23 protein-coding genes are annotated in these 25299 nt (G+C 63.7%); 7 read left to right on the forward strand and 16 right to left on the reverse strand.

The window, feature by feature from the left end:
- Positions 1-4 precede the first annotated feature (4 nt).
- A complete protein-coding gene (locus MB84_RS12835; RefSeq protein WP_046292058.1) occupies positions 5-1495 on the forward strand; it encodes an MFS transporter in 1491 nt (496 codons plus the stop codon).
- Positions 1496-1511: 16 nt separating this feature from the next.
- On the opposite strand, the gene MB84_RS12840 is transcribed toward MB84_RS12835, so the two are convergent.
- From MB84_RS12840 to MB84_RS12880, 9 genes are all read right to left on the reverse strand, one after another.
- Entirely contained in the window at positions 1512-2921 is a 1410-nt protein-coding gene (locus MB84_RS12840; RefSeq protein ID WP_046292059.1) for an amino acid permease, read from the reverse strand.
- Positions 2922-2972: 51 nt separating this feature from the next.
- Entirely contained in the window at positions 2973-4238 is a 1266-nt protein-coding gene (locus MB84_RS12845) for a porin (protein ID WP_052653278.1), read from the reverse strand.
- A gap of 93 nt (positions 4239-4331) precedes the next feature.
- Positions 4332-5237 carry a dihydrodipicolinate synthase family protein gene (locus MB84_RS12850; protein ID WP_046292060.1) on the reverse strand — a complete coding sequence of 302 codons (906 nt, stop codon included), beginning with the start codon at positions 5235-5237 and terminating at the stop codon, positions 4332-4334.
- A gap of 86 nt (positions 5238-5323) precedes the next feature.
- A complete protein-coding gene (locus MB84_RS12855; RefSeq protein ID WP_046292061.1) occupies positions 5324-6271 on the reverse strand; it encodes an alpha/beta hydrolase in 948 nt (315 codons plus the stop codon).
- Positions 6271-7131, reverse strand: a complete 861-nt coding sequence (locus tag MB84_RS12860) for an ABC transporter ATP-binding protein (protein ID WP_046292062.1) — start codon at positions 7129-7131, stop codon at positions 6271-6273. Before MB84_RS12860 ends, MB84_RS12855 begins: the two co-directional genes overlap by 1 nt.
- Positions 7128-7871: an ABC transporter permease gene (locus MB84_RS12865; RefSeq protein WP_052653280.1), complete on the reverse strand. Its 744-nt coding sequence runs from the start codon at positions 7869-7871 to the stop codon at positions 7128-7130. Before MB84_RS12865 ends, MB84_RS12860 begins: the two co-directional genes overlap by 4 nt.
- Positions 7872-7900: 29 nt before the next feature.
- Complete coding sequence (locus tag MB84_RS12870) at positions 7901-8458, reverse strand: VOC family protein (protein WP_046293755.1); 558 nt, start codon at positions 8456-8458, stop codon at positions 7901-7903.
- A gap of 62 nt (positions 8459-8520) precedes the next feature.
- Positions 8521-9555, reverse strand: a complete 1035-nt coding sequence (locus tag MB84_RS12875; protein ID WP_046292063.1) for an ABC transporter substrate-binding protein — start codon at positions 9553-9555, stop codon at positions 8521-8523.
- Positions 9556-9592: 37 nt separating this feature from the next.
- Positions 9593-10570 carry a fumarylacetoacetate hydrolase family protein gene (locus MB84_RS12880; protein WP_245725358.1) on the reverse strand — a complete coding sequence of 326 codons (978 nt, stop codon included), beginning with the start codon at positions 10568-10570 and terminating at the stop codon, positions 9593-9595.
- A gap of 135 nt (positions 10571-10705) precedes the next feature.
- Here MB84_RS12880 and MB84_RS12885 point away from each other — a divergent pair, with 135 nt between their 5' ends.
- Positions 10706-11674, forward strand: a complete 969-nt coding sequence (locus tag MB84_RS12885; RefSeq protein ID WP_046292064.1) for a 2-hydroxyacid dehydrogenase — start codon at positions 10706-10708, stop codon at positions 11672-11674.
- A 148-nt stretch (positions 11675-11822) separates the two neighbouring features.
- Here MB84_RS12885 and MB84_RS12890 read toward each other — a convergent pair whose 3' ends face one another.
- From MB84_RS12890 to MB84_RS12900, 3 genes are all read right to left on the reverse strand, one after another.
- Entirely contained in the window at positions 11823-13628 is a 1806-nt protein-coding gene (locus MB84_RS12890; protein ID WP_084009762.1) for an LVIVD repeat-containing protein, read from the reverse strand.
- Between the two features lie 105 nt (positions 13629-13733).
- Entirely contained in the window at positions 13734-14783 is a 1050-nt protein-coding gene (locus MB84_RS12895) for a porin (RefSeq protein WP_046292065.1), read from the reverse strand.
- Between the two features lie 291 nt (positions 14784-15074).
- On the reverse strand, positions 15075-15542 hold the full coding sequence (locus tag MB84_RS12900; protein WP_224786775.1) for a VOC family protein: 468 nt from the start codon (positions 15540-15542) through the stop codon (positions 15075-15077).
- Between the two features lie 262 nt (positions 15543-15804).
- Here MB84_RS12900 and MB84_RS12905 point away from each other — a divergent pair, with 262 nt between their 5' ends.
- From MB84_RS12905 to MB84_RS12925, 5 genes are all read left to right on the forward strand, one after another.
- The gene (locus tag MB84_RS12905) at positions 15805-16458 is read left to right on the forward strand and encodes a GntR family transcriptional regulator (protein ID WP_046292066.1); all 654 of its coding nucleotides are present in this window, start codon (positions 15805-15807) and stop codon (positions 16456-16458) included.
- Positions 16459-16759: 301 nt separating this feature from the next.
- Positions 16760-17263, forward strand: coding sequence for an inclusion body family protein (locus MB84_RS12910; protein ID WP_046292067.1), 504 nt, complete (start codon positions 16760-16762; stop codon positions 17261-17263).
- Positions 17264-17364: 101 nt separating this feature from the next.
- Positions 17365-17898 (forward strand): AidA/PixA family protein, encoded by a 534-nt coding sequence (locus MB84_RS12915; RefSeq protein WP_052653282.1) that lies wholly within the window; start codon positions 17365-17367, stop codon positions 17896-17898.
- 242 nt (positions 17899-18140) lie between these two features.
- Positions 18141-19376, forward strand: a complete 1236-nt coding sequence (locus MB84_RS12920) for an amidohydrolase family protein (protein WP_046292068.1) — start codon at positions 18141-18143, stop codon at positions 19374-19376.
- A 187-nt stretch (positions 19377-19563) separates the two neighbouring features.
- The gene (locus MB84_RS12925; RefSeq protein WP_046292069.1) at positions 19564-20403 is read left to right on the forward strand and encodes a bifunctional allantoicase/(S)-ureidoglycine aminohydrolase; all 840 of its coding nucleotides are present in this window, start codon (positions 19564-19566) and stop codon (positions 20401-20403) included.
- 48 nt (positions 20404-20451) lie between these two features.
- Here MB84_RS12925 and MB84_RS12930 read toward each other — a convergent pair whose 3' ends face one another.
- The 4 genes from MB84_RS12930 to MB84_RS12945 form a co-directional block, all read right to left on the reverse strand.
- Positions 20452-21342, reverse strand: coding sequence for a LysR substrate-binding domain-containing protein (locus tag MB84_RS12930; RefSeq protein ID WP_046292070.1), 891 nt, complete (start codon positions 21340-21342; stop codon positions 20452-20454).
- A gap of 129 nt (positions 21343-21471) precedes the next feature.
- Positions 21472-23022, reverse strand: coding sequence for a gamma-glutamyltransferase family protein (locus MB84_RS12935; protein ID WP_425415912.1), 1551 nt, complete (start codon positions 23020-23022; stop codon positions 21472-21474).
- A gap of 364 nt (positions 23023-23386) precedes the next feature.
- Positions 23387-23923: a DUF1097 domain-containing protein gene (locus MB84_RS12940; protein ID WP_046292071.1), complete on the reverse strand. Its 537-nt coding sequence runs from the start codon at positions 23921-23923 to the stop codon at positions 23387-23389.
- Positions 23924-23951: 28 nt separating this feature from the next.
- Positions 23952-25223, reverse strand: a complete 1272-nt coding sequence (locus MB84_RS12945) for an amidohydrolase family protein (protein ID WP_052653284.1) — start codon at positions 25221-25223, stop codon at positions 23952-23954.
- Positions 25224-25299 lie beyond the last annotated feature (76 nt).

The following is a 25299-nucleotide window of genomic DNA, read 5'->3' on the forward strand; positions in this document are numbered from 1 at the left end:
CCTGATGTCAGAGACGAAAGACGAGACAAACACCCACCCACCTTCCCTCGACGCCGCACCGCATCTGGTCGACACCGACCTACCCGCGCGCCTCGACCGCCTGCCTTGGGGGCGCTTTCATACGCTGATCGTCGTCGCGCTGGGCGTCACGTGGCTACTCGACGGCCTTGAAGTCACCCTCGCAGGCGCCGTCGCCGGGGCGCTCAGGACGAGCCCTGCCCTGGCCCTCACCAACGCACAGATCGGTATCGCGGGCAGCGCCTACATTGCCGGGGCCGTACTCGGCGCGCTCGGCTTCGGCTGGCTCACCGACCGGCTGGGACGCCGCAAGCTCTTCTTCGTCACCCTGCTGCTGTATGTTGCCGCGACGGCCGCGACTGGCTTGTCGTGGAGCTTCGCGAGCTTCGTCGCGTTCCGTTTTCTGACGGGGGCGGGTATCGGCGGCGAATACACCGCCATCAATTCGACGATTCAGGAATTCACGCCCGCCCGGGTTCGTGGCTGGACCGATCTCGTCATCAACGGCACCTTCTGGGCCGGTGCGGCGCTCGGCGCTGCGAGCTCGCTCGTGCTGCTCGCACCGGGCGTGCTGCCGCCGGACTGGGGCTGGCGGACGTGTTTCTTCATCGGCGCGGCGCTCGGCGTTGGCATCTTGCTGATGCGCATGTGGGTGCCGGAAAGCCCGCGCTGGCTGATCCTGCGCGGCCACACGGCGCAGGCCGAGGCGATTGTCGAGGAAATCGAGCGCTCGATCCGCGTGCGCGGACAAGCGATTGCGTCGCACGCGCCTGCGCGTCTGCAGCTGCACGCCCGGCACGCAACGCCACTACGCGAGGTCTGGCACACACTCATCCACACGTATCGCCGCCGCTCGCTCGTCGGACTTACGCTGATGATGGCGCAGGCGTTCTGCTATAACGCGATCTTCTTTACGTATGCGCTGGTGCTCACGGATTTCTACGCTGTGCCTGCGGCAAGCGTCGGCTGGTATCTGCTGCCGTTCGCGGCGGGTAACGTGCTCGGTCCCATCGTGCTGGGCCGCGCGTTCGACGTGCTCGGCAGACGCGTGATGATCAGCGCAACGTATGCCGTCTCCGGCGTACTGCTCGCGCTAAGCGGCTGGGCGTTCGCACAAGGGTGGCTGACGACGGCCACGCAAACGATAGCGTGGTCCGTCATCTTCTTCTTTGCTTCGGCCGCCGCGAGTTCCGCGTATCTGACGGTGAGCGAGACGTTTCCGCTGGAGATCCGCGCGCTGGCCATCGCCGTGTTCTACGCCATCGGCACGCTGCTCGGCGGCGTGGCCGGTCCGGCGCTGTTCGGCTGGCTCATCGATACGGGGCACCGTGCGGACGTCGCCATCGGCTACGCCATCGGGGCCGCGCTGATGCTCGTGGCGGCCGGTGTCGCGGCGCGCTGGGGCGTCGCGGCCGAACGTCGGTCGCTGGAATCGGTGGCCGCGCCGCTGTCCACGGCACGGCGCGATCCCCCCTGACGGCGGGCATTCAACCTCAGTTACCTTGCCCCTGCGCAGGAACGGCAGCGGCGTCGCCACGCTGGCGGTACCAGAGTGCATACACCACCGACAGTGCGATGACGAACGGCACGCCGTAGACCAACGTCATACGAAACGCGTCGGTGAAGTAGGTCGTGACGAGCGTCGCCACCATCAGCAACGCACCCGCCAGACTGGCGTACGGATACCCCCACATGCGAAAGCTCAGCGATTTCGCGTCGTGCGCACGGCGGAAGAACAGATGCGTGACGAAGATCATCAGCCACGTGAACATCGCACCGAACATCGAGACCGACATCATCAGCGTGAACGACGCCTGCGGTGCGAGCACGTTGAGCGCCACCGCCAGCGCAATGCCGATGGTCGAGAGCATGAGCGCGGCGACCGGCACGCCATTGCGGCTGACTTCGCCGAAGCGGCGCGGCGCATACCCTGCTCGCGAGAGCGAGAACATCATGCGCGTGGTGATGTAGAGCTGACTGTTCATCGCGGACAGCGCGGCGACCAGAATCACCAGATTGATCACGCCCGCTGCGCCCGGGATATGCGTCGCCGCCATCACCTTCACGAACGGACTACCGTCCTCACCGGCTGCGTTCCACGGCACGATGGCAAGCGTGAGCGCCAGCGTAAGCAGATAGAAGAACACCAGACGGAACATCGTCGCGCGGAAGGCTCGCGTGATGGCGCGCTGCGGGTCCTGGGCCTCGCCCGCCGCCACGGCAATCATCTCGATGCTCAGATAGCTGAAGATCGACACGATCACTGCCACCCACATGCCCCACGCCCCCTTCGGGAAGAAGCCGCCGTGCGACGTGTAGTTCGCCAGCCCGATGCCGCTTTGCGCCGGGGCGCGGAACACGATGTACGCGCCGAGCATCAGAAACGCGACGATGGCCACGATCTTGAGCATCGAGAAGGCGTACTCGACCGCGCCGAACACCTTGACGCTCGCCGCGTTGATCGCGATGAGACCGACCGAGAAACCGACGATCCAGTACCAGCCCGGCACGGCCGGAAACCAGTACTTCATGTAGACGGCAATCGCCGTGACTTCCGTGCCCACGGCAAAGACAATCGACGACCAGTAGCCGTAGCGCACCAGAAATCCGGCCAGTGGCCCGATATAGTGCTCGGCGTACGCGCCGAACGAGCCGGACGTGGGATGCGCCACGGTCATCTCCGCGAGGCAGCCCATGAGCAGCAGCGCAATCGCGCCACCGATGGCGTAGCTCAGCAGCACGCTCGGCCCCGCAAAGCCGATGGCGAACGCGCTGCCCAGAAAGAGGCCAGTGCCGATTGCACCACCAATCGCAATCATCGATAACTGCCCGCTGGTCAGGCCGCGGTGCAGTCCCTTTTCTCGCTCGACAATGCTGTCGAAGCCCGGTTGTGTCGTACTCAAGATCGTCTCCTATATTCCTTGCGTTACTTCGCTATTGCGCTATTGAAATGACTAAAAGGTGTGTTCGATGCCGAAGCCGATGCCCCGGTAGTGCGCCCCGGGGGGCGCTGCGCCGCCATTGGTGGCGCTGAAGTTCGGACGTGGCGAGAAGCCATAGCTGCCCCACGCCCGGTTGATGACCTGGTAATAGGCGAGGTACACGTCGGTGCGTTTCGAGAAGTCGTAGCGGTAGCCGAGGTTCATCTGCGTCGCGCCGAGGTCGGCGGTGCTACACACCGCGCCGCCCACGCGCGAGCACGACCCGTTCATCGCATAGCCGCCGCCGAGCCAGACGGAATGGCCGCCACCGCCGAAGAAGTGCTGGACCATCGCGTAGACGGCGTCGCGGCGGTAGTGGTTGAGGTTGCCGCTGGTGCCGTCGTCCGTGCGATAGGTCAGCCGGTCCCAGCCCGCCACCCACTTCGTGTTGGCGTACGTGAAGACGACAAGCACTTTGTGCCCGTCGTCGCGAGACCCCCTGGCACGTGAGCCGACGTTGGACGGATTCGCACTCGCCGGTGCGCCGAGCCACGCCAGACCGAAGTAGTCCTTGTGCATCTCGTATGCGTAACGCACGCGCAATGGACCGTTCACGTACTCCAGCCCCGCACCGAAAACCTGGGGCGAAATGCTGCCTGCCGGTGTCGTCGCGCTGCCGTTGGAGAGCGAGTACGAGAACCGCATCTGCAATCCGTACCACTCGGGTGTCCAGTACTGAAGGCTGTTGCCCTGACGGCGGTTGAACGTGGCATCCGCCGCGTTGTTCACACGCCCCGACTGCGTCGTCGTGTTCGGCACGTTGAAGCCGGGGTTGCTCAGGAGGGTGCTGAGGTCGCCCGTGTAGGGATTGCGCACCGGCGAGCCGACGGACAGCGTCGACCACTGATACGGCGTGTCCCAGTTGCCCAGAAACGCCGTGCCGAACGGCCCCTTCAGCCCGACGTTCGAGTTGCGCCCGCCGATGGAGCCCGTGGCCTTCCCGTCGATGGAGACCGGTGTTTCGATCTGCCAGATCGCGGCATAACCGTCACCGAGATCTTCCTTGCCTCGCATGCCGAAGTACGAAATGCTCGAAAGCATGCGCGTGCCGGTCATCTCCGGCACATTGATCGCGCCTGCGGGCGCTTGCGTCGGACGCGGCGCGGAGGCCGGCACCTGACGTCCGCTCACGCTCACCCAGTCCGTCATCGGTGTGAGATGTCCATAGATCTGCACCTGCGCCTGCGACATCTCGCAAGCGCCGAGTCCGACGGCCATCGCCAGCATCGCACCGGGCATGCGCACGCCAACGCGCACAGACCCCGAACGTGCTGCACAACGGGTGTCCCGTCGGCGTGAGAACCGATACCGCAACGCGCCGCGCATGGTCGCTTAACCCGGCAACGTGAAACCGCAAGCGGCCAACTGCGCAAGCAGCCGCTCGTGTTGTTCATCCGACAACCGGGTGAGCGGCGGACGCACACGCGACCACGCCGGGTCGTCGCGATGCGACGCCAGCACCGCCTTGAGCGCCGGAATCATGGGGTACGACTGCACGATGCTGCGCACGGCGTCCGCTTGCGCCTGAAGCGCAGCGCCCCCGTCGCCCGCCCACTCGCGGCACAACCGACCGATGACTTGCGGGTTGACGTTGACCGTCGCCGAGATGCACCCCTTCGCGCCTTTGGCCGACGCGCGCGACACGAGCGACTCGGACGCCGGGAAGATGCCGAAGCCGGGGAAGGCGTCGAGCATGGCGTGCAGGTGGTTCCAGTCGCCCGAGCTGTCCTTGATGCCGACGACCGTTTGCGGGAAGTCGCGAATCAGCCGCTCGATCACCGGCAGTGTGATCGGCACGCCCGACAACGCCGGGATGTGATACAGGTACAGGCGCAGACGCGCATCGGCCACCTGCTCGATCACGCGGGCGTAGTATCCGTAAAGCCCGTCGTCGGAGATGCCCTTGTAGAAGAACGGCGGCAGCATCAGCACACCGGCGCAGCCGCGCTCGACGGCATGACGCGTGAGCGCCACCGTTTCCGGCAACGCGCAGCAACCCGTGCCGGGCAGCATGCGGCGCGTGTCGAGACCGTTGTCGACGAGCAAGTCGAGCAACGACATACGTTCGCTGAGTCCGAGCGAGTTCGCTTCGCTGTTCGTGCCGAACGGCGCGAGACCGACACCTTGCGAGAGCAACCATTCGCAATGCGCGAGAAAACGGGGGGCATCCGGCGTCAGATCCGCGTGAAACGGCGTGACGACGGGCGCGAACGCCCCGGTCAATTCGTGATCGACCATGACAGTTCCTAAGAGAGAGGGAGAGTGTTGCGGCGCTGCCGTCGCCGAACGTCCCCGTTCAGCGATTCAGGCAGGCGTGGACCGCATCAGGGCGATGGGTTGATTTCGTGCAGGAATTGCAGAATTTCGCGACCGAGCGAATCGTCGCCCGTGTCGAGATGCGCAACGACCGACGTGTGGTTGTGGTCATGCACCTGAACGAAGCGCGGCGCGTGCGCATCGCGCTTGGCCAGCCGATGACAGAATTCGAGCGCGTACGTATCGAGATGGGGATTCTCGAATTCGGCAACAACCGTCATCACCGGCACCGGCATGGCATCGACGTGCGCCATCGGGGCGTCCGCCTCGTAACGCGCTGCGTCGTCGCCGTAGTAGGCGATGACACCCGGGGCGTTCGGATTGTCCGGCAGGACGTCGGCACGCAGCCGCGCGCTGATCAGCACGGCCCCTGCCACTTCAGGCGACGCCGGACGCACCCGCGGATCGCACAGATAGCTGGCGACGTGCGAGCCGCCCGCCGAATGCCCGATCAGCAGGACGCGGGACAAGTCCGCCCCACCCTCACCCGCGTATTGCGCGACGTGCTCGCGGATCCATCGCATCGCCAGCGCGACATCCTCTGCGCCCCCCGGAAACGTGGCTTCCGGCGCGAGCCGATACTCCACGTTGACGGCCACGCACCCGTGACGCGCGAAGTAGCGCGGCACATTGCCGTAGATCTGCGCGTTGGCATTCATGTCGCCGCGCACGAACCCGCCACCGTGCACGAAGACCACAACGGGCGCTGGTGCGCGCGCCGCGCCGGTCGGCACAGTCGGACGGTAGACGTCGAGCCGATGCCGCGCATGCGGGCCATAAGCCAGATCCCGTACGACGGCGAAGCCTTGCGTCGACGCCTTCGCCAGCAACGGCGTGTAGGTCTCGAGCACGGCGCGGCGTCCGAAGGCGATGTCGTCGGTCCACGAGGGGCCGATGCCCCGCATGAGCGCGCGCGCGACTTCCCACTCGGCGACGGCCGACGTCTGTCCGTCCATCAATAGACTCCCATCAGCTGCGAAAGCTGCGCGATGTACCCGGCGTAGCGCGGATGCTGCTTGATCGTCTGCGGCGAGCGCGGACGCGGCAGATCGATCACCACTTCCTGCTCGACCTTGCCCGGGCGCGCCGACATCACGATCACGCGGTCCGACAAGAACACCGCTTCCTCGATGCTGTGCGTGACGAGCAATACCGTCTGCCGATGCTGCTGCCAGATGCGCAGCAGCTCGACGTTCAGGTTGTCGCGGGTGAGCGCATCGAGCGCACCGAACGGCTCCTCCATGAGCAGCACTTTGGGTTCGAGCGCCAGAATCTGGCCGATGGACGCGCGCTGACGCATACCGCCGGACAACTCGTGCGGATGATGGTCGGCGAACTGCGCGAGTCCCAGCATCTCCAGCAGCGCCGCCACTCGCGGCTCGCTCTTCTCCTTCGGAATCTTGCGCAGGCTGGTGCCGAGCAGCAGGTTCTGACGCACCGTGAGCCACGGCAGCATGTTGCTCGTCTGGAAGACGACGCCGATTTCGGGCACCGGACGCGACACGCGCTGCCCCGCCACGCGCACTTCACCGCCGTCATGCGCCACCAGGCCCGCCACGATGCGCAGCAGCGTACTCTTGCCGCAGCCGCTGGTGCCGAGAATCGACACGAACTCCTGGTCTGCGATGCGCAGCGATACGTCGTCGAGGATCTTCACCGGCGCAGTCTTGCGGTGCTTCGCCGGGAAGGTCTTGTCGATGTGGCGCACTTCGATCATGGCGTCCGACGTCTGGCGAGCTGCGGACGGTACTTCAGCCGCGCGCGTCGAATGCAGGGGCGTCACGATATTCGCCTTCGAATTAGTCAGGCTGCTCATACGTTGATCCCCCGCCACCAGACGAACCGCGCCAGCCGTTCGATGGCCCAATAGAGCACCACCGCCAGCAACGTGACCATCAGAATCGCCGCGAACATCACGTCGGTGCGTGCCGCAGCCGAGGCGAACACGATCAGATGCCCCAGCCCTTCTTCCGACCCGATGAACTCACCGACGATGGCGCCGATGACCGCGAGCGGCATGGCGATCTTGAGACCGTCGGCGAACGCGGGCAGCGCCGCCGGGAGATACAGGCGCCAAAAGGTGTCCCACGGGCTTGCGCCGAGCGCACGGAAGTGCTCGTCGAGATTGCGTGCCACGGACGCGAGACCGCCCATCGTCGCCACCACGACAGGGAAGAAGGCGAACAGGAACGTCGACGCCAGCTTCGAGGCAAAGCCGTAGCCGAACCACACGATCATGAGTGGGGCGAGTGCGATCTTCGGCATGCTTTGCAAAGCGGTGACGAGCGGATACAACGTGCGGCGCGCAAAGGCGCTATAGCTGATGACCACACCGATCACCAGCCCGCCGACGACGGCGGCGACGAACCCCGTCAGCACTTCGACGGTCGTCACCCACGTGTCCGCCAGCATCTGCGGATGCACTTCCCACGCGGCGCGAAAGATGGCCGACGGCGGCGGCATCAGGTACGACTGCACCTTGAAGTACGTCACGGCCATTTCCCACAGGGCGAGCAACACGCCCCAGAATACGATCGTCTGTGCGATGCGTTTCATTCGAATGTCTCCTCCGGATGGATGGGGCCTCAGGGCTTGCCGCCCGACTTCTCCTTGACCATCCCCGGCGGGGGCGGCACGACGAAACGCTCGAACCGGAACCGGTCGAAGCTCTCGATGTTGCGCTCCCACACCTTCGCCTCGTACGGATGCTCGGCGTCGATCTGCGTCATCTCGCAGTAAACCTCGACGTTGTTGCCGTCCGGGTCCTTGAACACGAGAAAGTAATTCGCACCGGGGCCGTGGCGACCGATGCCGCGCACGATCTCGACGTCATGTGCGCGCAGCACTTCTACGGCCTTCTCCATCTCCTCGACGCTGTCGACCAGATACGAGAAGTGCTCCATGCCGGGGCGGCTATAGCGCGGCAGATCGTCGATGTCGGGCGAGTGCTTCGGAATCTGCGACAGCGCCAGATCGTGGTGATCGCTGCCCGCACGCAGGAACACCATCTGGTCGTCGATCCAGTCGGAGACCGTGAGGCCGGGCACTTCGGTATAGAACTTCACCGACTTCTGAATATCGCGCACGACCAGCACCAGATGGCCTAGACGCTTCGGATTGAGTTTGGGTTTGGGGCTTGTCATCTCCACTCCTTGCATTGCAACAGTTCTCATCGGCTATCGATCGGATTCCCGAACGCGGGGAATCACTCGACGAACTGATTGGTATAGATGTCGGTGGCTTTGAGCGTGGGCGCGAGATTGAAGGCATCGCGCACGAACTTCGCGGTGGACTCCATACGCGGCACCGGCAGCCAGCCCGGCTTGTGGCCCTTCGTCTCGCTATCGGTCTGGAGCGTGCCGATCTGGCGAATCTGTTCGACCATGACCTGCTTGTCGAGCATCGGGTATTGCGAAACGATCACACCGGCGGACTCTTCCGGGTGCTCGCGCATCCAGGCATAGCCCCGGTAGGTCGCCTGCACGAAGCGACGCACCACGTCCGGCTTCTGCGCGATCATCGTTTCGGTCGTGACGATGCCGTTGCCGACCATGTCCAGCCCGAAATCGCGATAGCGCAGCGAGCCGATCTCTCGGCCCTGCTTCGACGCCAGCGACTTGAGCACCGGCAGATTCGCGCCTTCCCAGCATTCGGTCAGATCCACGCGCCCTTGCAGGAACGAGGGATTGATCGTGGACGGATCGAGGCGGAGCAGCTTGACGGACGTGGGCGGCAAGCCGTTCGCCTTGAGCCACGCCGGCACGATGTTCTGCAACGGCGACGCGCCGCCACCGCCCATCGACAGGCCTTTCAGATCGGCGGGCCGGGTGATGGGGCGTCCGGGCTTCGCGAGATAGCAGATCGCGCCCGGCCAGACCGCGTTGATCGAGGCGACCATCCGCGTCTTGCCGCCCTGTGCGCGATTGAGCATGACGCTGATCGGGTCGCCGTAGCCGAACTCGAACAGGCCCTGGTCGACTTCATTGACAGTGCGTTGCCCGCCGTGACCGACGATGGCCGATACGTCCAGCCCCGCCTCGCGGTAATAGCCCTTGTTGATCGCGACGAGCACGCCGCCGGTACTGCCCTGTGGCAGCCATGAGAGGTTGAACTTGACCTTGTCCTGTGCGGCGACCGGCGTCGCCCACAACGCGCCTGCGCCGACAATCCCTGCCGTGCCGATCGTGCCGACGCAGGCGAGCGCCGTCCACCAGCGCCGGGTCCACTGCCACTGCTGCATTGCTGCCTCCTCCTGACCGCCACACGAGCGGTCTTTCTTATTTGCGTTGTGCGACCACGCGGTTCTCGATGGTGCCGATGCCCTCGATACCCGCCACCATCACGTCACCCGCCTTGAGATACACGCCGCGCCCCATGCCCACGCCGGTCGGCGTGCCCGTGGCGATCAGATCGCCGGGCTTGAGCGTGAGGATTTCCGACAGGTAAGCGATCTGCTCCGCAATGTTGAAGATCATTCCTGCCGTCGTGTCGTCCTGCATCGACTCGCCGTTGACCGATAGCGTCATACGCAGGTTCTGAGGATCGCGAATGACGTCGCGCGGCACAAACCACGGCCCCAGAGGAGCGAAGGTATCGAAACTCTTGCCGCGAAACCAGTCGTGCGTGAACGGATAGTCGGTGCGACGGTTCAAATCCCGTGCGCTCACGTCGTTGATGACGGTGTAACCCGCGATCCATTCATGGGCTTGTTCGACCGGCACGTGACGGCCCGGACGGCCGATCACCACGGCCAGTTCGACCTCCCAGTCGACGCGCTCGGCATGCGGCGGCAGCACCACGTCGGTGCCGGTCGCCGTCACGCTCGTCTCGGCCTTCATGAACATGTAAGGCGAGCTTTCGCTGCGCGGCGCGAGCTTGGTGCCCATCTCCGCCGCGTGTTCGTAGAAGTTCGACGCCGTGGCAAAGATGCGGCCCGGCTGATACGGCACGCACAGACGGTAGCTGTCGGTCGCCAGCGCACCCACCCTGGCCGGAACACCGGCGTCCAGTGCGCGACGCACTGCCGCCGACACGACCTCGCCGTGCACGTACCAGTCCGAGAGCAGTGCCGTCAGGTCTTGCGCCGACGCGAGACCGTCTTCCGCCCCCGCGCCCATGTGACGCAGCACCGCTTCGAGGTCATACAGACGGCCGTGCTGCACCAGTGCCGTACGACGAGCGGCCACGGCGCCCGGCGCCAGCGATTCATAAGTTGCCAATCCAAACCAGGTCACACCTTCCTCCTTGTCTTCCATCGGTAACCGAACGCGTTTTCACGTCTCGGCTGTCTTTTTGATTGCTATGTTGAAACACAATACATAGCATATGTATACATAGCAACTAGTTTGTATTTTATTTTTCAATCCATCTCATCGAGACGATTAAGGCCCATGAACGACACGCCGCTGGTGCTCAATCTCATCCCGCTCGAACCGCTCGCCCGCGCGCAATTGCTTGCCGCCGGACTGCGTCTGCATGACGTCGACGCAACCCTGCTTTGCATCGCGGACGACTCCGTAACGTCCCACGTGCGCCTCGTGCTCACCAACGGCACCACTGGCCTCACGGCAGCTCAAATGGACGCGCTCCCCCAGCTCGAACTCATCTGCGCCTTCGGCGCGGGCTTTGAAAACATCGACGTCGACGCCGCTACGCAGCGCGGCATCGCCGTGGCCCATGCGCCGAACACGAACGGCGAGACCGTCGCAGACCACGCGCTCGCGCTGATGCTTGCAAGCGCACGCGGACTCGTTACGCTCGACCGCGCCGTGAAAGCTGGCGGCTGGGCAAAACATCGCGCACCGCGCCCCACACTGAGCGGCGCACGACTCGGCATCGTCGGCCTCGGCAACATCGGTCGGGCCATCGCGACGCGCGCGCAAGCCTTCGGCATGTCCATCGGCTATCACACGCGCACGGCTCGCACGAACTGTCGCTGGCAGCACTTCGACGACATCGGCGCACTGGCCGACGCGAGCGACTTCCTCGTGCTCGCCTGCCCCGGTGGCCCGGCCACGCATCACCTCGTGAATACCGACGTGCTGGCACGACTGGGCGCCCACGGCTTCCTCGTCAATGTGGCCCGAGGTAGCGTGGTCGATACCGTGGCGCTGATCGAAGCGCTTTGCGACGGCGTGATTGCCGGTGCCGCACTCGACGTTTTCGAGACCGAACCCGAGGTGCCGTCCGCACTGCGCATGCTTGAGAACGTGGTACTCACGCCGCACATCTCAGGCCGCTCTCCTGCGGCACTGCAAGCACAGATCGACCTGCTGCTGGCCAACGTACGCGCCCATCTGGCGGGTACGTCGCTACCTGCTGCCGTCAACGCCGTGGGGCATCGCAGCGCGTCGGAATAAAAAAGGAAGCAAAAAAAGAAGCGGGCAACCGGGAGACCATCGGAGGTTGCCCGCTTCAACACTTCACGCTTTGGAGGCCCTGTGAAGTCGGCGGTGACGGCACAAACCGATCCCTCCGGTCACGCCGCCCTTGACGTCGAATCGTTCGTTAGCGTGCCGGGTACGGCTTGGCGGGCGCGCCCATCACCGGCTCACCGAGCAGCGGGCTCGACAACGCGTAAGCGCCGTTCTCGGTGAAGGCCCACATGATGTTGCGGTCGTACTCGGTGTACATCGCGAACACGCCCTTACCCAGCGTGTAGACCGGCAGTTCCGTTTCGTCGGCCAGGCCCGGCACGAAGTAACCGGCGATGCGCGGCTTGGTCGGATCCTTCACATCGAAAATCTGCACGCCCGCGTTATAGAACGAGTACGGCACGATGCCCTGACGCCACGTCCCCGGCTGCCCGATAGAGTTCGAACGCTTCGGACCGTAGTTGCCGCCACGCTGACAGAAGCTGGTGAACGGCGCGCCTTCGGGCACTTCCGGCTCGGGCAGTTTGCCGGCCACTTTCATCTTCGCGGGATCGCGCGCGTCGACGACGAAGATGTCCTTGTACGGCTCGTAGCAGTCGCGGTTCATCGGGTAGCCGCTGGTGAGCACGTAACCCGTGCGCTCGTACTGGCTGACGTCAGCGTTGTCGTACTCCGTGCCGGCGAAGCTCGGTGCCGTGTTCACGTTGCCCACCACCTTCGGATGCGCCGGATCCGACAGATCGAACGACCACAGGCCGAGTCCGCCCATCGCACCGAAGCCCACCTTGCCGCCCTGCTCCAGCGGCTTGGGCAGGAAGATCGGCATACGCGAGCCCATCCACGACGTCCGGTTACCTGCGCGCGGGTTTTGCAGATAGGCCTGTTCATGCGCTTCGTTGCCGAGAATCTGGCCCGGCACCGAGATCTGCGAGATGAACTTCGGATTCGCGGGGTCCGACATGTCCCACACCTGATAGCCCGGCGAGTAGAGATAGTTCGGGTACTCGGTGAGTGCGTAGCTGTCGTCCGGCGCCGACGAGAGAATCATGTACTTGCCGCCGTAGAATTCCGGCGAGTCGAGCGAACCCGAGCCTTGCTGCTGACCGACGGGCGCATTCGGACGCTTGTAGTCGGTCGTGCGCGTGGCGATCAGCTTCCAGTCGGACGGCAACGGGCCGTCCATCACGAAGACCTTGAAGCCCTTGAGCGAGTTGTAATTACGTTGCGCCGCTACCTTGTCCGGCTGCTTCGACTTGTCCTGCAGCAGCCCATAGCGGCCGATTTCGAACGACGCGACGAGAATCGGCTTGCCCAGCTTCTTGTTCCACACGATGGTGGCGCCACCGAGGTAGTCCTGCACGTTGTTGGCGTCGAACTTCTCGCTCGATCCCTTCGGCCCCCACACACCGCCCTTCGAATAGACGACGCGACCGTTCGCCGGATCGGTTACATCCAGGATGCGCAGATAGTCGCGGTCATGAATGTAGAGGTATCGCTTGCCGTTGAAGTCGGCGATGTTGTTCCACGCGTGGAACGGCGAACCGACGCCCGGATAGAACGCCAGCACCTTCACGTTCTTCGTATAGCTCTTCTTGTCCCACGTGGTCAGTTCGCCGGGAAAGCGCTGGCCCGTGTGAATTTCGGGCGACGCCTTCGGCCAGATGAACTTGCCGGTGGCCGGATCCATACCGTAGTCGACACCCGCCTTGAGCGGCTTCGGTTCGCGGTCCGGCGTGAGACGCAGCCATCCGGCCAGATACGGGTCCTTGACGTTCGGCGTGCCGGGCGTACCGGACGGATTCTCGACCTGCGCCGGCTGCGCGACCGGCGCGCCCTCCGGGGCAGAAGCGTGCGCGGTGAGCGCCATCGTGAGCGCCGCGAGCACTGCCGTGGCTGTCAACATGGCGGGGGCTGCACCGCGTGTCTGCATGCGAAACATGTCTTCCTCCTTCGTCTCAAAAGTCTTCTCGCCGACGCTGTGAACGACCCTCGCCGGCGGCGTATTACTGAAAAGCGGGAATGCGAATGGCGAACGACATCCGCGTCAGAACGCGTGACGAATACCGAGCTGCACACCCGACGGGTTCTGCGTGCCGGTTGGCGTGACCTGGAACGTCACCGGGTAGTGGACGGTCGTGTCGTTGCTGTGCTGCACGCGAGCGTAGGTCGCATAAAGCGTGGTGCGCTTCGACAAGCCGTACATGTAGCCGACCACGAAGCCGTTGGCGTTGGAGAGCGCCTTGTTGTCGTCGTCCTGACGGTGGACAAAGCTCGCGTAGAACCGATGACGGTCGGTGAGCGCGTAGCGCACGCCCGCCTGAATATCCCAGCCGCGCACATTGAACGCGACGTACGGGGGATAAGCGTAGTAGCCGTTGTACGTGTGATAGATGAACGTCGGTTCGACGCTGCCGAACTTGTACGTCGCGGCGAAGTAGTTGTCGCGCGACGAACGGATCTGGCTGGCCGAATAGATGTCGCGGGTGTATTGCAGCTCGCTGACCGCGCCGAGGAAAAGGTCGCCGTGGCGATATTCCAATGCAGCGGAGTAGAAGCGGCCGGAGCGCGTGCCGTCGCCCACACCGGTCGTCGCCATGAAGCGTGCGTTCAGGCCATACCAGGTCGGCGTCTTGTACTGTATGGCGTTGTCGACGCGATACGATGCGTAGAAGAACTCCATGTTGTTGACCATACTGAAGTCGGCCGCCCAGCTCGGATCGGCGTAACCCGCGATCCAGTACGACGGCGTGAACTGGCGACCCAGCGTCAGATCGCCCCACGGCCCCTTGATCCCCACGAACGACTGGCGTGCCTGCGTCGATTGTGTGCCGTTGTTGGCTGAGAACATCGGCTCGTACGTAAAGAACGCGCGATTGCCGCCGCCAAGTTCTTCATAGCCGCTCAGGTTGAAACGAGAGTTGTTCAGCCCACCGCTGGACATTCTCGTGACCTTGCCGCCATTCGCGCCCGACCCCCACAGTTGCTCCATGTTCAGGTCGATGAACCCCGAGAGCGTGACACCCCCGGAAGACTGCGCGTACGCACCGCCCTGCATTGCACCCAGCAGCAATGCACACAACACTCGCTTCTTCATGCTGTCTCCTGATGTTTCTCGTTTTATTTGCGACGCCTCCCTGTCGAACTGCCGGGATGTCTGTCGCTCGCCCGTTGTATGTATACAATCTTTCGACGAATTATACATATCAAAGAAATTGAATTTCTACTGCTATTTGCTTATACAAACGGGCTATTTTTTTATAGCGGGTTACCCCTTAGGGCTCTGGATGATGAATCGCCGCCGACACACCGGGCGCAATGCGCGCGAGGTGACCGGCGGCGATTTGAGTGACTGCCGCGGGGAATATCGAGATGCGTCGCGGGCGGATCAAAGTCCGCTGCGGTCGGCCTGAAGGCCTTCGTGGCGTAGCTTCGGCGCGTTGTCGTTGCCGGTGCCGTCTTTCGAAGCGCCGCCCCAGCCGTGCGCGGTGACGTCGAAGATCACGCCGTTCGGGTCGAAGAATTTGACCTCGTAGAAGATGTTGCTCTTCACCGGCACTTCGCCCATGTAATAGCGTCCACCGGCCGCTTCGATCTTCGCGCGCGTGGCCGCCACGTCTTCCACCCAGATGCCGATGTGATGCAGGCCGACGAACTCGCGCCCACGGTCGCCCGCCGCTTCGTCGTTCTTATAGTTGAGCAGCGCGAGGTTGATGACGCCGTCAGAGAGGTAGACGCCCCGGGCGAGCGAGGAGTCCGTCTCCCCGACCTTCTTGAAATCGAAGGCCTGCATATAGAATTCGGCCGCCTTCCAGGGGTCCGGTACGGAAAGCGCAATGTGACGCAGTTTGGCCATGATGAATGTCTCCTTCGGATTGAGGTGATAGGCCTCGCCGGTATCACCGGCGATTGGCTTATGTATACTATCTCAGCACATTGCATTCAAAAACGAATTTTTGAATGCATATCTAGCTTCCTATCGTTCCGAAAATCGACCAACCCCCGTCCCTTATGGCGTTGCGCCCTTTTTCCGCGAGAACACGAGGAAAAATACTCGTATAATCCGCATGTATACAATCTGACTAAAACGACGCATCTACGGAGCGAGATAAATCAGCATGGCCGAAACCATTGCCGCACGGATCTGCCGCGTATTGACGGGCGAAATCATCGACGGCCGCCTGCCCCCCGGCCAGAAACTTGAAGAAGTCGTGTTGGCCGAGCGCTTCAAGGCGTCGCGCACGCCTATTCGTGAAGCGTTGCGCGAGTTGAACGCGCGCGGCCTCATCGAACTCACGCCACATAAGGGCGGTGTCGTCGCGAGCATCAGCGTCGACGACCTGTCCGACATGCTCGAAGCAATGTGCGAACTCGACGCGCTTTGCTGCCGCCTGAGTGCACAGCGCATGAGCGCCATGCAGAAGAAACAGCTGGAGATGATTCACGTCCAGAGCAAGCAGTGCATGGACGCGGGCGACGAAGCCGGTTATCTCGCGCTCAACCGCGAGTTCCATCAGTTGTTGAGTGCGGGCACGCAGAACAAGACGCTGATGGCCCTAATCGACAGCCACCGCGAACGGCTGGCCCCGTTCCGGGCGGCGCAGTCCGACGTCGAAGAACGCTTTACGGTGTCGTTCGACGAACACGAGCGCGTGGTGGAGGCCGTGCTGGCCGCCGATGCCGAAGCCGCCTATAACGCGATGCGAAGCCACACGGCGCGCCTGAGCATCCACGTCCTCGAACGTCTGCAACAGAGTCGCAAGGACGACTGATCCGGCGCGGTTGCGCGCGCATCGTGTCATCCAGCCCATGCCCGCCCTGCGCGTGCATGGGCTTTTCTTTTGTGTGTCCCCTTCCAATTCGTCGATTGGACCGCGCCGGGTCCGCGAGTGCCAATCGAGACGCCGCGCCGCTTTGCACGCAGACGTCACTAATAGTGTTCATCCGTTGCGAGGTTGAACATTCGCCACCGGCGCCTACCCTCCACAACGGAAACGCTAAGTCGTTTCGTCATTTCGGCGCCGTCGTCGTTGTCGTCGACGGCATTCAACTCAGCCTTTCGTGGAGACTCACATGTCGCAAATCACCGATGTGCTGGTCAGCATCGACACCAAGACCATCGTCGACCGGTACGGCAGGAATTCGAGCATGGCGAATCCGCCGGTCATCGACTTCAAGCATGTTTTCATGATCGTGACGCAGGGCAATGTGGTGAGCGGGCAAGCAGGCGGAGAACTGGACGTCGCGGCGACGGTCGGCGATGTCATTCGGTGGCGCGAATGCCCGCTCTCGCTGGGTTTCGAGCAGTCGTGCATCTTCTACAAGTTCGTGGGCAATCAGGGCAATGAGCTGATCTCGCCGCCCTCGCCGCGCGAAGCCGAGGTCACGATTCCCGTGCCGAACCCGCCGGACCCGACCAAACCGAAGAAGCAATCCTGCTCAAACTATTTCTGGTCGAGCGAAACGCTCAAGACCGGTCGCGTCACCTATCACTTCCAGTTCATGATTCTCGACCGTAGCGGCAATGTCTGCGGCTGTTATCAGTGGGATCCGTTCATCACCATTCGCAACCATTGAGGCTTCACGTCATCATGCCGGTCCGCCATTTGTTGTCCGCCCTTGGCACCTTAAGACGCGCAATGAGTGGCGGTCATCCCGGCCCACAGCAGGGAGTCTCCATGTCCGAAGCGAAGCCCTGCGGCAATACGGGGAACGAAGCCCGCAGTGCCGCCAGCACCGACGTATTGCTTGTCGTCGATACGGTGACGCTGCTCGAGCGCGCCTCCGGGGGTGACGAGAAACCGCAGCCCGCCCCCGACACTGCTTACTACGCGCTGGCCCCGAACGCCGACGCATTGGCTGGCGTCAACGGCGCAAAGTGGGTCATCCACGCGCGCCCCGGCACCCGCCTGAAGCTGCGTTGGACGCCGCTCGCGATGCGCGGCGAACACGCGGCATTGCTGCAATTCGCGCTCCTGGACGAAACGACGTTGGGACGGCCGAGCCTGCACGTCGAAAGCCACGCCACGCGCTACGCGCCGCAGTCGGGAAAGCTTGACGAGCCGGTTCCTCGTGAGGCACCGGATGCGTACTGGGAGACGGAGGTCATCGCCAGCGGGATGGCCGACGTCAATGTCGACGCCACGGTGACCGACCGCGACGCCAACGTCCTCGGGCGCTTCACGTGGTCGCTGCAAATCGTCGTGCCGTGAGGCGTCCGCCTGCCCGCCCTCACGCATCGCTACAACGCCCAAACTATTTAGAAATCGAATGGGATGCATTTTGATATTTAATTTGTCGATACCCGATCGGTTCGCTATCTTGTAAGTCTTACCCCGCAGTTTCACCCCCCACGAGACCCCGCAGCGCGGCTGCGCCCCTGCACACGACACGGTCATACGGCACGTTGTGAGGCAGCGCCAGCGAGGCCCCGGGCAGCATAGAGGCGTTCCCAATGACTCACCGCGTTTTCGTCGGCGCCGTCGGTGCCGACGGCAACCCCATCACCCTCGCTGTGCGCGACGGACGTTTCACCTACGTCGGCGCGCCCGAGTCGTACACCCCCGACGCCACCGGCGCTCAGATCGTCGATCTGCAAGGCAAGCTCGTGCTGCCCGGTTTCGTCGACGGTCACATCCATCTCGACAAGAGCTTCGTTGGCGATCGCTGGCGCCCGCACCGCCCGGCCGCGACCTTACGCGAGCGCCTTGCCGCCGAGAAGCAGGAAATCGCCGCCGCCGCGCCGATGGCCCAGCGTGCCGACGCCCTCATGCGTCAAACCGTGTCGTTCGGCACCGTCGCCATGCGCTGTCATGTGGACGTCGACGCCAGCACTGGGTTCACACACCTGAACGAAGTCCTCGCCATGCGCGAAAAGTGGCGGGAATGGCTGGATATCGAACTCGTCGCCTTCCCGCAAGCGGGTGTGATGACGTGCCCCGGTACGGCCGAGGTTCTGGAGGACGCCGTTCGCGCCGGTGTGCAAGTCGTTGGGGGCATCGACCCGACCACGCTCGACGGCGATCCGCATGGGCAACTGAGCGTGATCTTCGGCATCGCCGAAAAGCACGGCACGAAGATCGACATCCATCTGCATGAGCCCGGCGATATCGGTCTCGCGCAGTTGCATCGCATTGCGGCACGCACGCAGGCGGCCGGATTGCAGGGGCGCGTGTCCGTCAGCCATGCCTACGGACTGGGCGACATCGGCCCCGAAGCACTCGACACCATCGCCCGTGCGCTGGCCGACGCCGACGTCTCGATCATGACCAATGCCCCGGGCGAGCGCGCCTTCCCGCCGATTCTGCGCTTGCGCGAAGCGGGTGTGCGTGTCTTCACGGGTAACGACAACATTCAGGACAGCTGGTGGCCGTATGGCAACGGCGACATGTTGCAACGCGCGATGCTCATCGGCTATCGCTCCGGCTTCTATACGGACGAAGACCTGCACGTCGCACTGGACATGGCGACGACGGCGGCTGCCACCGTGGTCGGCAAAGCGGACTACGGACTGCACGCGGGCAACGAAGCCAGCTTCGTCGTCTTCGACGCACCGAACGCCGCCGCCGCTGTAGCGGCCGCACCGGCGGCGCGTGCAGTGATTCGTCACGGACGTTACTGGGGCGGCCCGGCGCAACTCGCGCTCGACCCCGCCCTGCTCGAGGACACAGCAGGAGCCACCCCGACCTGACTGTCATGCGCGACGCTGCCGCCTGCGCGAGGCGACGGCGTCGCTCACGTTCGTCGCACCGAGGTGAAGCGATCCGTGCGCGCCCCCAAGCGTGGATCGTGACCCGGGAACCCGGCGGAGGACGATGGGGAAAAAATCAGAACGACGCAACAGAACGACGCATCGGAATCATCAGGAGCCAACAAGCATGTCGAAGACTACGTATTACGCGCCGCACGGCGGGCATCCGGGCCAAACGGAACTGCTCACCGACCGCGCTATGTTCACCGAAGCGTACGCCGTCATCCCGAAGGGTGTGATGCGCGACATCGTGACCAGCCACCTCCCGTTCTGGGACAACACGCGTCTGTGGGTGCTGGCACGTCCGCTCTCGGGTTTCGCCGAGACGTTCGCGCAATACATCATGGAAGTGGGCGCGGGCGGCGGTAGCGAGAAGCCCGAGCAGGACGACAAGGCCGAAGGCGTGCTGTTCGTCGTGGAAGGCGAAATCACCGTAACGATTCAGGGCAAGGCGAACACGCTCACGCCGGGCGGCTACGCATTCATTCCGCCCGCGACCGACTGGCAACTGCGCAACAACAGCCAGAGTACGGCGCGCTTCCACTGGATCCGCAAGCACTATCAGGCCGTGGAAGGTCTGCCGCATCCGGAACCGTTCGTGAAGAACGAACAGGACGTCGAGCCGATCGCGATGCCGGGCACCGACGGTCGCTGGGTGACGACGCGCTTCGTCGACATTCAGGACATGCGCCACGACATGCACGTCAATATCGTCACGTTCCAGCCGGGCGGCGTGATCCCGTTCGCAGAAACGCACGTGATGGAGCACGGCCTGTATGTGCTCGAAGGCAAGGCCGTCTACCGTCTGAATCAGGATTGGGTGGAAGTCGAAGCCGGTGACTTCATGTGGTTGCGCGCATTCTGCCCGCAGGCCTGCTATGCCGGTGGCCCCGGCCCGTTCCGCTACCTGCTGTACAAAGACGTCAACCGTCACATGAATCTGACGCTGGGCGCTCAGCCGAAGTAAGCGGTATTCAGTCGTCGTTAAATAGTCGCTAAGCCGCGTGCGTCGCGCTCATTTCGACGCACGCGGTTTCGATTCCAGCATCCCGACAAGCACCTTGGCGAGCGCGCCCACCATCGGATCGGCCGTCTGTCGGTGAAAGATCGCCAGCTCGAACGTATCGACGACAGGCAACCCCTGCGTGCGACCGAGCACCACATGCCCCGGCAGCACCGCGCGTGGCGGCACCAGACTGATCCCCATGCCATCGGCCACCGCGCCCTGAATGCCGCTCAGACTCGAACTGGTGAAACTGATGCGCCAGTTGCGCCCCATCGCTTCGAGCGCGTTGATCATGTCGTCGCGGTACAGCCCGCGCGTGGGGAACGTCACGAGCGGCACGGGATCGAGGCCGAACGACGGATGCTTCGCGCTGTCGATCCACGCCAGCTTTTCCGGGCTGCTCGCCACCGACTCGCGACTGTTGCGGCGTTGCTTGACCAGCACGAGATCGAGTTCGCCGTGATCGTAACTGCCCAGCAGATCGCGGCTCAGGCCGCTCGTGACTTCGAGTTTGACCTGCGGATACTGACGGTTGAAGCGAGCGAGCACCTGCGTCGTCGCGCCCGTCGCGAAATCTTCCGGCACCCCGAGGCGTACCGTCACCGCCACGACCGCCCCCGAGAGCGCTTCGAACATCTGATCGTTGAGCGCGAGCATCTGACGCGCGTAACCGAGCAACAACTCGCCTGCGTCGGTGGCGTGCACCTCGCGATTGCCCCGGTCGAGCAGCTTATGGCCGACCATGTCTTCCAGACGCTTCACCTTCTGACTGACGGTGGACTGCGTCGAGTGCAGACGGGCGGCCGCCGTCGTGAAGCTGCCGCAATCGGCCACCATGATGATCGAGCGCAAGAGGTCCAGATCGAACAACGGTCGATTCGTTTTCGCACTGCCAGCCATGTCTCGTATTTATTTTTGCAATGAATGGCTGAACTTGTATCACGCGCGACGAATGCCCGGCAACTGGAGTTTGCGGCGGTGCCAGCGCCAGGATGGCTTCCGGCACCGCGTCGTGCATGTGGCGTTTGGCTAGACGCCCAGCGCCCGTCCGTCGCTGCGCGGATCGTGCGCGCCGCTCATCTGCCCTTGCGGGCCGATACGAATCGCGCCCGGATGCCCCGCCAGTTGGCTTTGCGGCGGCAGCGGACTCATCTCATGCCCTCGCGCCGCCAGCGCGGTGAACACCCCCGCCCCCGCGTCCTGCTCCAGCTTGAGGCTGTCGCGTGAATCCGAGAACGTCTTGCCCAGCAGGAAGCGTGGGCGCTTCAATGCTGTCAACGGGTCCATGTCGTAGTCGATGAGTCGGGTAAGCACCGCCGCCAACGTCTGCGGCTGCCCGTCTGCGCCTTGTGTACCGTAAAGCAATTGCGGACGACCGCCCTTCAGGTACATGCCGGGATTGAGCGTATGGAACGGACGCTTGCCGCCGCGCAGCACATTGGGACTTGCCGGGTCCATGCTGAACGACGCACCTCGGTTGTGCCACAGTACGCCGGTGTCACCCAGCACCACACCGCTGCCCCAGTCGAAGTAGACGGTTTGCAGCATGCTCACGCAGTTGCCCTGGTTGTCCGCTGCGCCGATGTACACGGTGTCGCCTGTCTTGAAGACGTGCGGCCATGGCATCGCGCGGTCCATGCGAATGCTGCGCGCATGGGCGTCGAGATTCGCACCGGACAGCAACCGATCCACCGGCACGTCGACGAAATCGGGATCGGCCACGTAGCGGTTGCGGTCGAGAAATGCCAGCTTCACGGCTTCGACCAGCACGTGATAGTAGTCCGCGCTGCCCTCCGGCATCGACTTCAGATCGAAGCGATCGAGGATGCCCATGATCTCGAGCGTCGTCACGCCTTGTGTCGGCGGACGCAGCCCGAGCAGTTCGCCGTCCCGATACGCCACGCGCAATGGCACTTCCTCACGCGCCTGCGCACGCGACAGATCGCTCGCGCGCAAGGGCGAGCCGACCTTCTTCAGACCAGCGGCGATGCGTCCGGCCAGATCGCCTTCATAGAATTCGCGTCCGCCGTGGGTGGCGATGCTGTCGAGACTTCGCGCCAGCGCTGGCTGATGAAAGCGCTCGCCCGCTTGCGGGATGCGTCCGTTCGGCATGAAAGTGGACGAAAAGCCCTCCCAGCCCGACAACTCGTTGGCCCGGAACGTCTGCCAGAAGTGCTGCGAAGGCGTGACCGGAAAGCCGTTCGCGGCATACTCGGTCGCACGCGAAAAGAGCAACGGCCACGATTGCTGGCCACCCCACTGCGTGCGACTCAATTCGAATGCCTTGTCCCAAATGGCGACGGTCGCGGCTGTGGTCAACGTGGCACCGGGGCCGCGCACAGGAATCGCACTGCCGTATTCGGGTGTTTGCGCGGCCGCCTGTCCGATGCCTGAAAGCGTGCGCACGTTGCCGTCACGATCGCCGATCACCATGAAGGCGTCGCCGCCCAGACCGGTGAAATGCGGATACGTCACGCTCAGCACCGCGCCGATGGCAATCGCCGCTTCGATAGCGTTTCCGCCTGCGCGCAGCACTTCCAGCCCCGCTTCGCTCGCCAGCGCATGCGGACTGGTCACCATGCCGCGCGTCGATTGGGCGAGACGTTCGTCCGGCTTTGCGCTGGTCTGCGCTTTCGCCGTTACCGACGGCGCGGCTGCCACAGCTTCGGCAGCCTCCACTGCCGAGAGCGGCAGGACGGCGCTGCCGGCGAGCGCCGCCGTTCCCATCAGAAAGTTGCGGCGCGCGTTGATGCCGGTCGCGTCGCTGCTGTTGGACGGTGGTGATTGCAGTGGTGTCGGAGTGAGGCCATCGGCCAGTTTTGGTGCGAACGTCATGCCGTCTCCCTTGGGGATGTCATTGGAAGGCGAAGCGCACCCGACACTGGCAGCGCTTCGCCCCTACATCGTGAAATCGTCAAATCGACAAATCGACAAAGGGTTGGCGTCAGACTTCCGCCTTCCAGCCCTTCCAGTTGCGCTGATGCGAGACCTCCGGAGCGGAGTAGCGCTCCTTGACCCAGGCGTAGACCGGACCCAGCGCGTTCATCGCGACGGCGGCGGCCAGTGCGGCCAGCGGGTCCTGGGCAACGGGGCCGAAGCCGCCGAATAGCGTGGCGAAGTAAGTCGCGAAGCCGAAGAACATGCCCGGGATGAAGTTCAGGCCGGGGAAGAAGCGCGCCAGCGCCATCATCGAGCCGTTGCCTGCGAACAGAATCACCATCTCCGCGACCACCAGCGTGTTGCCGCTGAACTGCGTCGCGGCCTGTTTGAAGCCCAGTACGATCAGGAACGCGAAGCACGATCCGATCGGTAGCGTCGCCCAGATGCGTTTGAGGTTCACCAGCGTCGGGCCGCCCATCGCGAACGTGGCCGCCCAACTGATGAAGATCGCCCATGGCGGCAGATGCAACGGCAGCATCGCAATCGGGATGGTGGTGACAGCAAGCAGTGAGGCAACGACTTCCGCAGGCAGCTTCTTCATGATTGTCTCCTTGAGTTTTATAAGCACTTCATTGCGCACAACAACATGAATGCCGGTGAATCTCGCAGCTATGCTGCGTCACGACCGTGATGCGGCCGCGTTTGATGACCCACAGACGTGGTGGGATATCGAGCAGCGCGTCGGCCACCCGGAACGTGTCGAGAATGATCAGATCGGCCTGCTTGCCCACGGCGATGCCGTAGTCGTGCGACAGCCCGATGGCGCGCGCGGCGTTATGCGTGCCCATGTCCAGAATTGCCTGCTGATGCTCGGGCACGCCGAACTGCGCCACGTGCGCGAGCAGATTGCCGATCTGCAACATGTCCGCCTTGCCGAACGGCGTGAACGCATTGCGCACGTTGTTCGACGAGTAAGCGACGTTCACGCCCGCGCTATGCAACGCCTTCACGGGGGTCAGCCCACGGCGCTGATTCTGCGCATCCTTGCGTCCACCGAGGTACAGATCCGTCGCTGGCAACGTCACGATGCTGATGCCCGCCAGCCGGATCTGTTCGATCACCGGTGCGAGTTCGTCGTTGTCGAGCGCGCCCAGACTCGTCACGTGGCCGAGCGACACCCGTCCCTGATAGCCCGTGTCGATGGTCCGCTGCGCGATGTAGGAGATCGCAGCGAAGCGCTGATCGCTGGTGTCGTCCGCGAAGTCCGCGTGCATGTCGACGGGGGCATCGAAGCGCTGTGCCAGCTCGAACACGATATCGATGTGGCGCTTCGTGTCCTCCCAGTTCAGCTCGTTGTACGGGCAGCCGCCCACGACGTCGGCACCCATGCGCAGCGCGTCGATCATCAGCTCGTAGGTGCCCTTCGACTTGAGAATGCCTTCCTGTGGGAACGCCACGATTTGAAGGTCGAGCAGGCTGTCGTATTCGTCCTTGAGCGTGAGCAGCGTTTCCACGCCGATGAGGCCCTGAATCAGGTCGACGTCGGGATGCGCACGCACGGCGACCGTCCCGTTCCTGACCGCCATGTCGAGCACTTGACGCGAGCGGTCGAGCACGTCTTCGCGCTCCTGCTTGCTCTTGAGAATGCCGGTCACGCGAATCGCCTCGTCGAGCGTGCCGAAGCGGGCGGGCAAGCGGCGGTGCAACAGCGCCTTGTCGAGATGCAGATGAGCTTCGACGAGGCCGGGAATCGCGGCCCTGCCCTGCGCGTCGATCTGCTCGTCGGCGGTGGCGTCGATGCCCGGCTCTATCGCGGCGATGCGTCCGCCCTTGATGGCGATGTCCACGAGCGGCGTGTCGTCGCGTACGCACACGTTGTTGATCAGCAGGTCCACATGCATGGTGCGGGTCTCCTTACGTCACGAAAAGCACTTGCGAATCACGTCGCAGAGTGAGGTTGTTGGACTTGGCCGACGT

Origin of the sequence: Pandoraea oxalativorans, assembly GCF_000972785.3 — a bacterium.
In the GTDB taxonomy this organism is placed as follows: Bacteria; Pseudomonadota; Gammaproteobacteria; order Burkholderiales; family Burkholderiaceae; genus Pandoraea; species Pandoraea oxalativorans.

What these genes read in the sequence shown, in the direction of transcription:
- MB84_RS12835 (WP_046292058.1), top strand. Translation starts at nt 5, where the DNA reads ATGTCAGAGACGAAAGACGAGACAAACACCCACCCACCTTCCCTCGAC.
- MB84_RS12845 (WP_052653278.1), bottom strand. Translation starts at nt 4,238, where the DNA reads ATGCCCGGTGCGATGCTGGCGATGGCCGTCGGACTCGGCGCTTGCGAG.
- MB84_RS12850 (WP_046292060.1), bottom strand. Translation starts at nt 5,237, where the DNA reads ATGGTCGATCACGAATTGACCGGGGCGTTCGCGCCCGTCGTCACGCCG.
- MB84_RS12855 (WP_046292061.1), bottom strand. Translation starts at nt 6,271, where the DNA reads ATGGACGGACAGACGTCGGCCGTCGCCGAGTGGGAAGTCGCGCGCGCG.
- MB84_RS12860 (WP_046292062.1), bottom strand. Translation starts at nt 7,131, where the DNA reads ATGAGCAGCCTGACTAATTCGAAGGCGAATATCGTGACGCCCCTGCAT.
- MB84_RS12865 (WP_052653280.1), bottom strand. Translation starts at nt 7,871, where the DNA reads ATGAAACGCATCGCACAGACGATCGTATTCTGGGGCGTGTTGCTCGCC.
- MB84_RS12870 (WP_046293755.1), bottom strand. Translation starts at nt 8,458, where the DNA reads ATGACAAGCCCCAAACCCAAACTCAATCCGAAGCGTCTAGGCCATCTG.
- MB84_RS12875 (WP_046292063.1), bottom strand. Translation starts at nt 9,555, where the DNA reads ATGCAGCAGTGGCAGTGGACCCGGCGCTGGTGGACGGCGCTCGCCTGC.
- MB84_RS12880 (WP_245725358.1), bottom strand. Translation starts at nt 10,570, where the DNA reads ATGGAAGACAAGGAGGAAGGTGTGACCTGGTTTGGATTGGCAACTTAT.
- MB84_RS12885 (WP_046292064.1), top strand. Translation starts at nt 10,706, where the DNA reads ATGAACGACACGCCGCTGGTGCTCAATCTCATCCCGCTCGAACCGCTC.
- MB84_RS12890 (WP_084009762.1), bottom strand. Translation starts at nt 13,628, where the DNA reads ATGTTTCGCATGCAGACACGCGGTGCAGCCCCCGCCATGTTGACAGCC.
- MB84_RS12895 (WP_046292065.1), bottom strand. Translation starts at nt 14,783, where the DNA reads ATGAAGAAGCGAGTGTTGTGTGCATTGCTGCTGGGTGCAATGCAGGGC.
- MB84_RS12900 (WP_224786775.1), bottom strand. Translation starts at nt 15,542, where the DNA reads ATGGCCAAACTGCGTCACATTGCGCTTTCCGTACCGGACCCCTGGAAG.
- MB84_RS12905 (WP_046292066.1), top strand. Translation starts at nt 15,805, where the DNA reads ATGGCCGAAACCATTGCCGCACGGATCTGCCGCGTATTGACGGGCGAA.
- MB84_RS12910 (WP_046292067.1), top strand. Translation starts at nt 16,760, where the DNA reads ATGTCGCAAATCACCGATGTGCTGGTCAGCATCGACACCAAGACCATC.
- MB84_RS12915 (WP_052653282.1), top strand. Translation starts at nt 17,365, where the DNA reads ATGTCCGAAGCGAAGCCCTGCGGCAATACGGGGAACGAAGCCCGCAGT.
- MB84_RS12920 (WP_046292068.1), top strand. Translation starts at nt 18,141, where the DNA reads ATGACTCACCGCGTTTTCGTCGGCGCCGTCGGTGCCGACGGCAACCCC.
- MB84_RS12925 (WP_046292069.1), top strand. Translation starts at nt 19,564, where the DNA reads ATGTCGAAGACTACGTATTACGCGCCGCACGGCGGGCATCCGGGCCAA.
- MB84_RS12930 (WP_046292070.1), bottom strand. Translation starts at nt 21,342, where the DNA reads ATGGCTGGCAGTGCGAAAACGAATCGACCGTTGTTCGATCTGGACCTC.
- MB84_RS12935 (WP_425415912.1), bottom strand. Translation starts at nt 23,022, where the DNA reads ATGGTGACCAGTCCGCATGCGCTGGCGAGCGAAGCGGGGCTGGAAGTG.
- MB84_RS12940 (WP_046292071.1), bottom strand. Translation starts at nt 23,923, where the DNA reads ATGAAGAAGCTGCCTGCGGAAGTCGTTGCCTCACTGCTTGCTGTCACC.
- MB84_RS12945 (WP_052653284.1), bottom strand. Translation starts at nt 25,223, where the DNA reads ATGCATGTGGACCTGCTGATCAACAACGTGTGCGTACGCGACGACACG.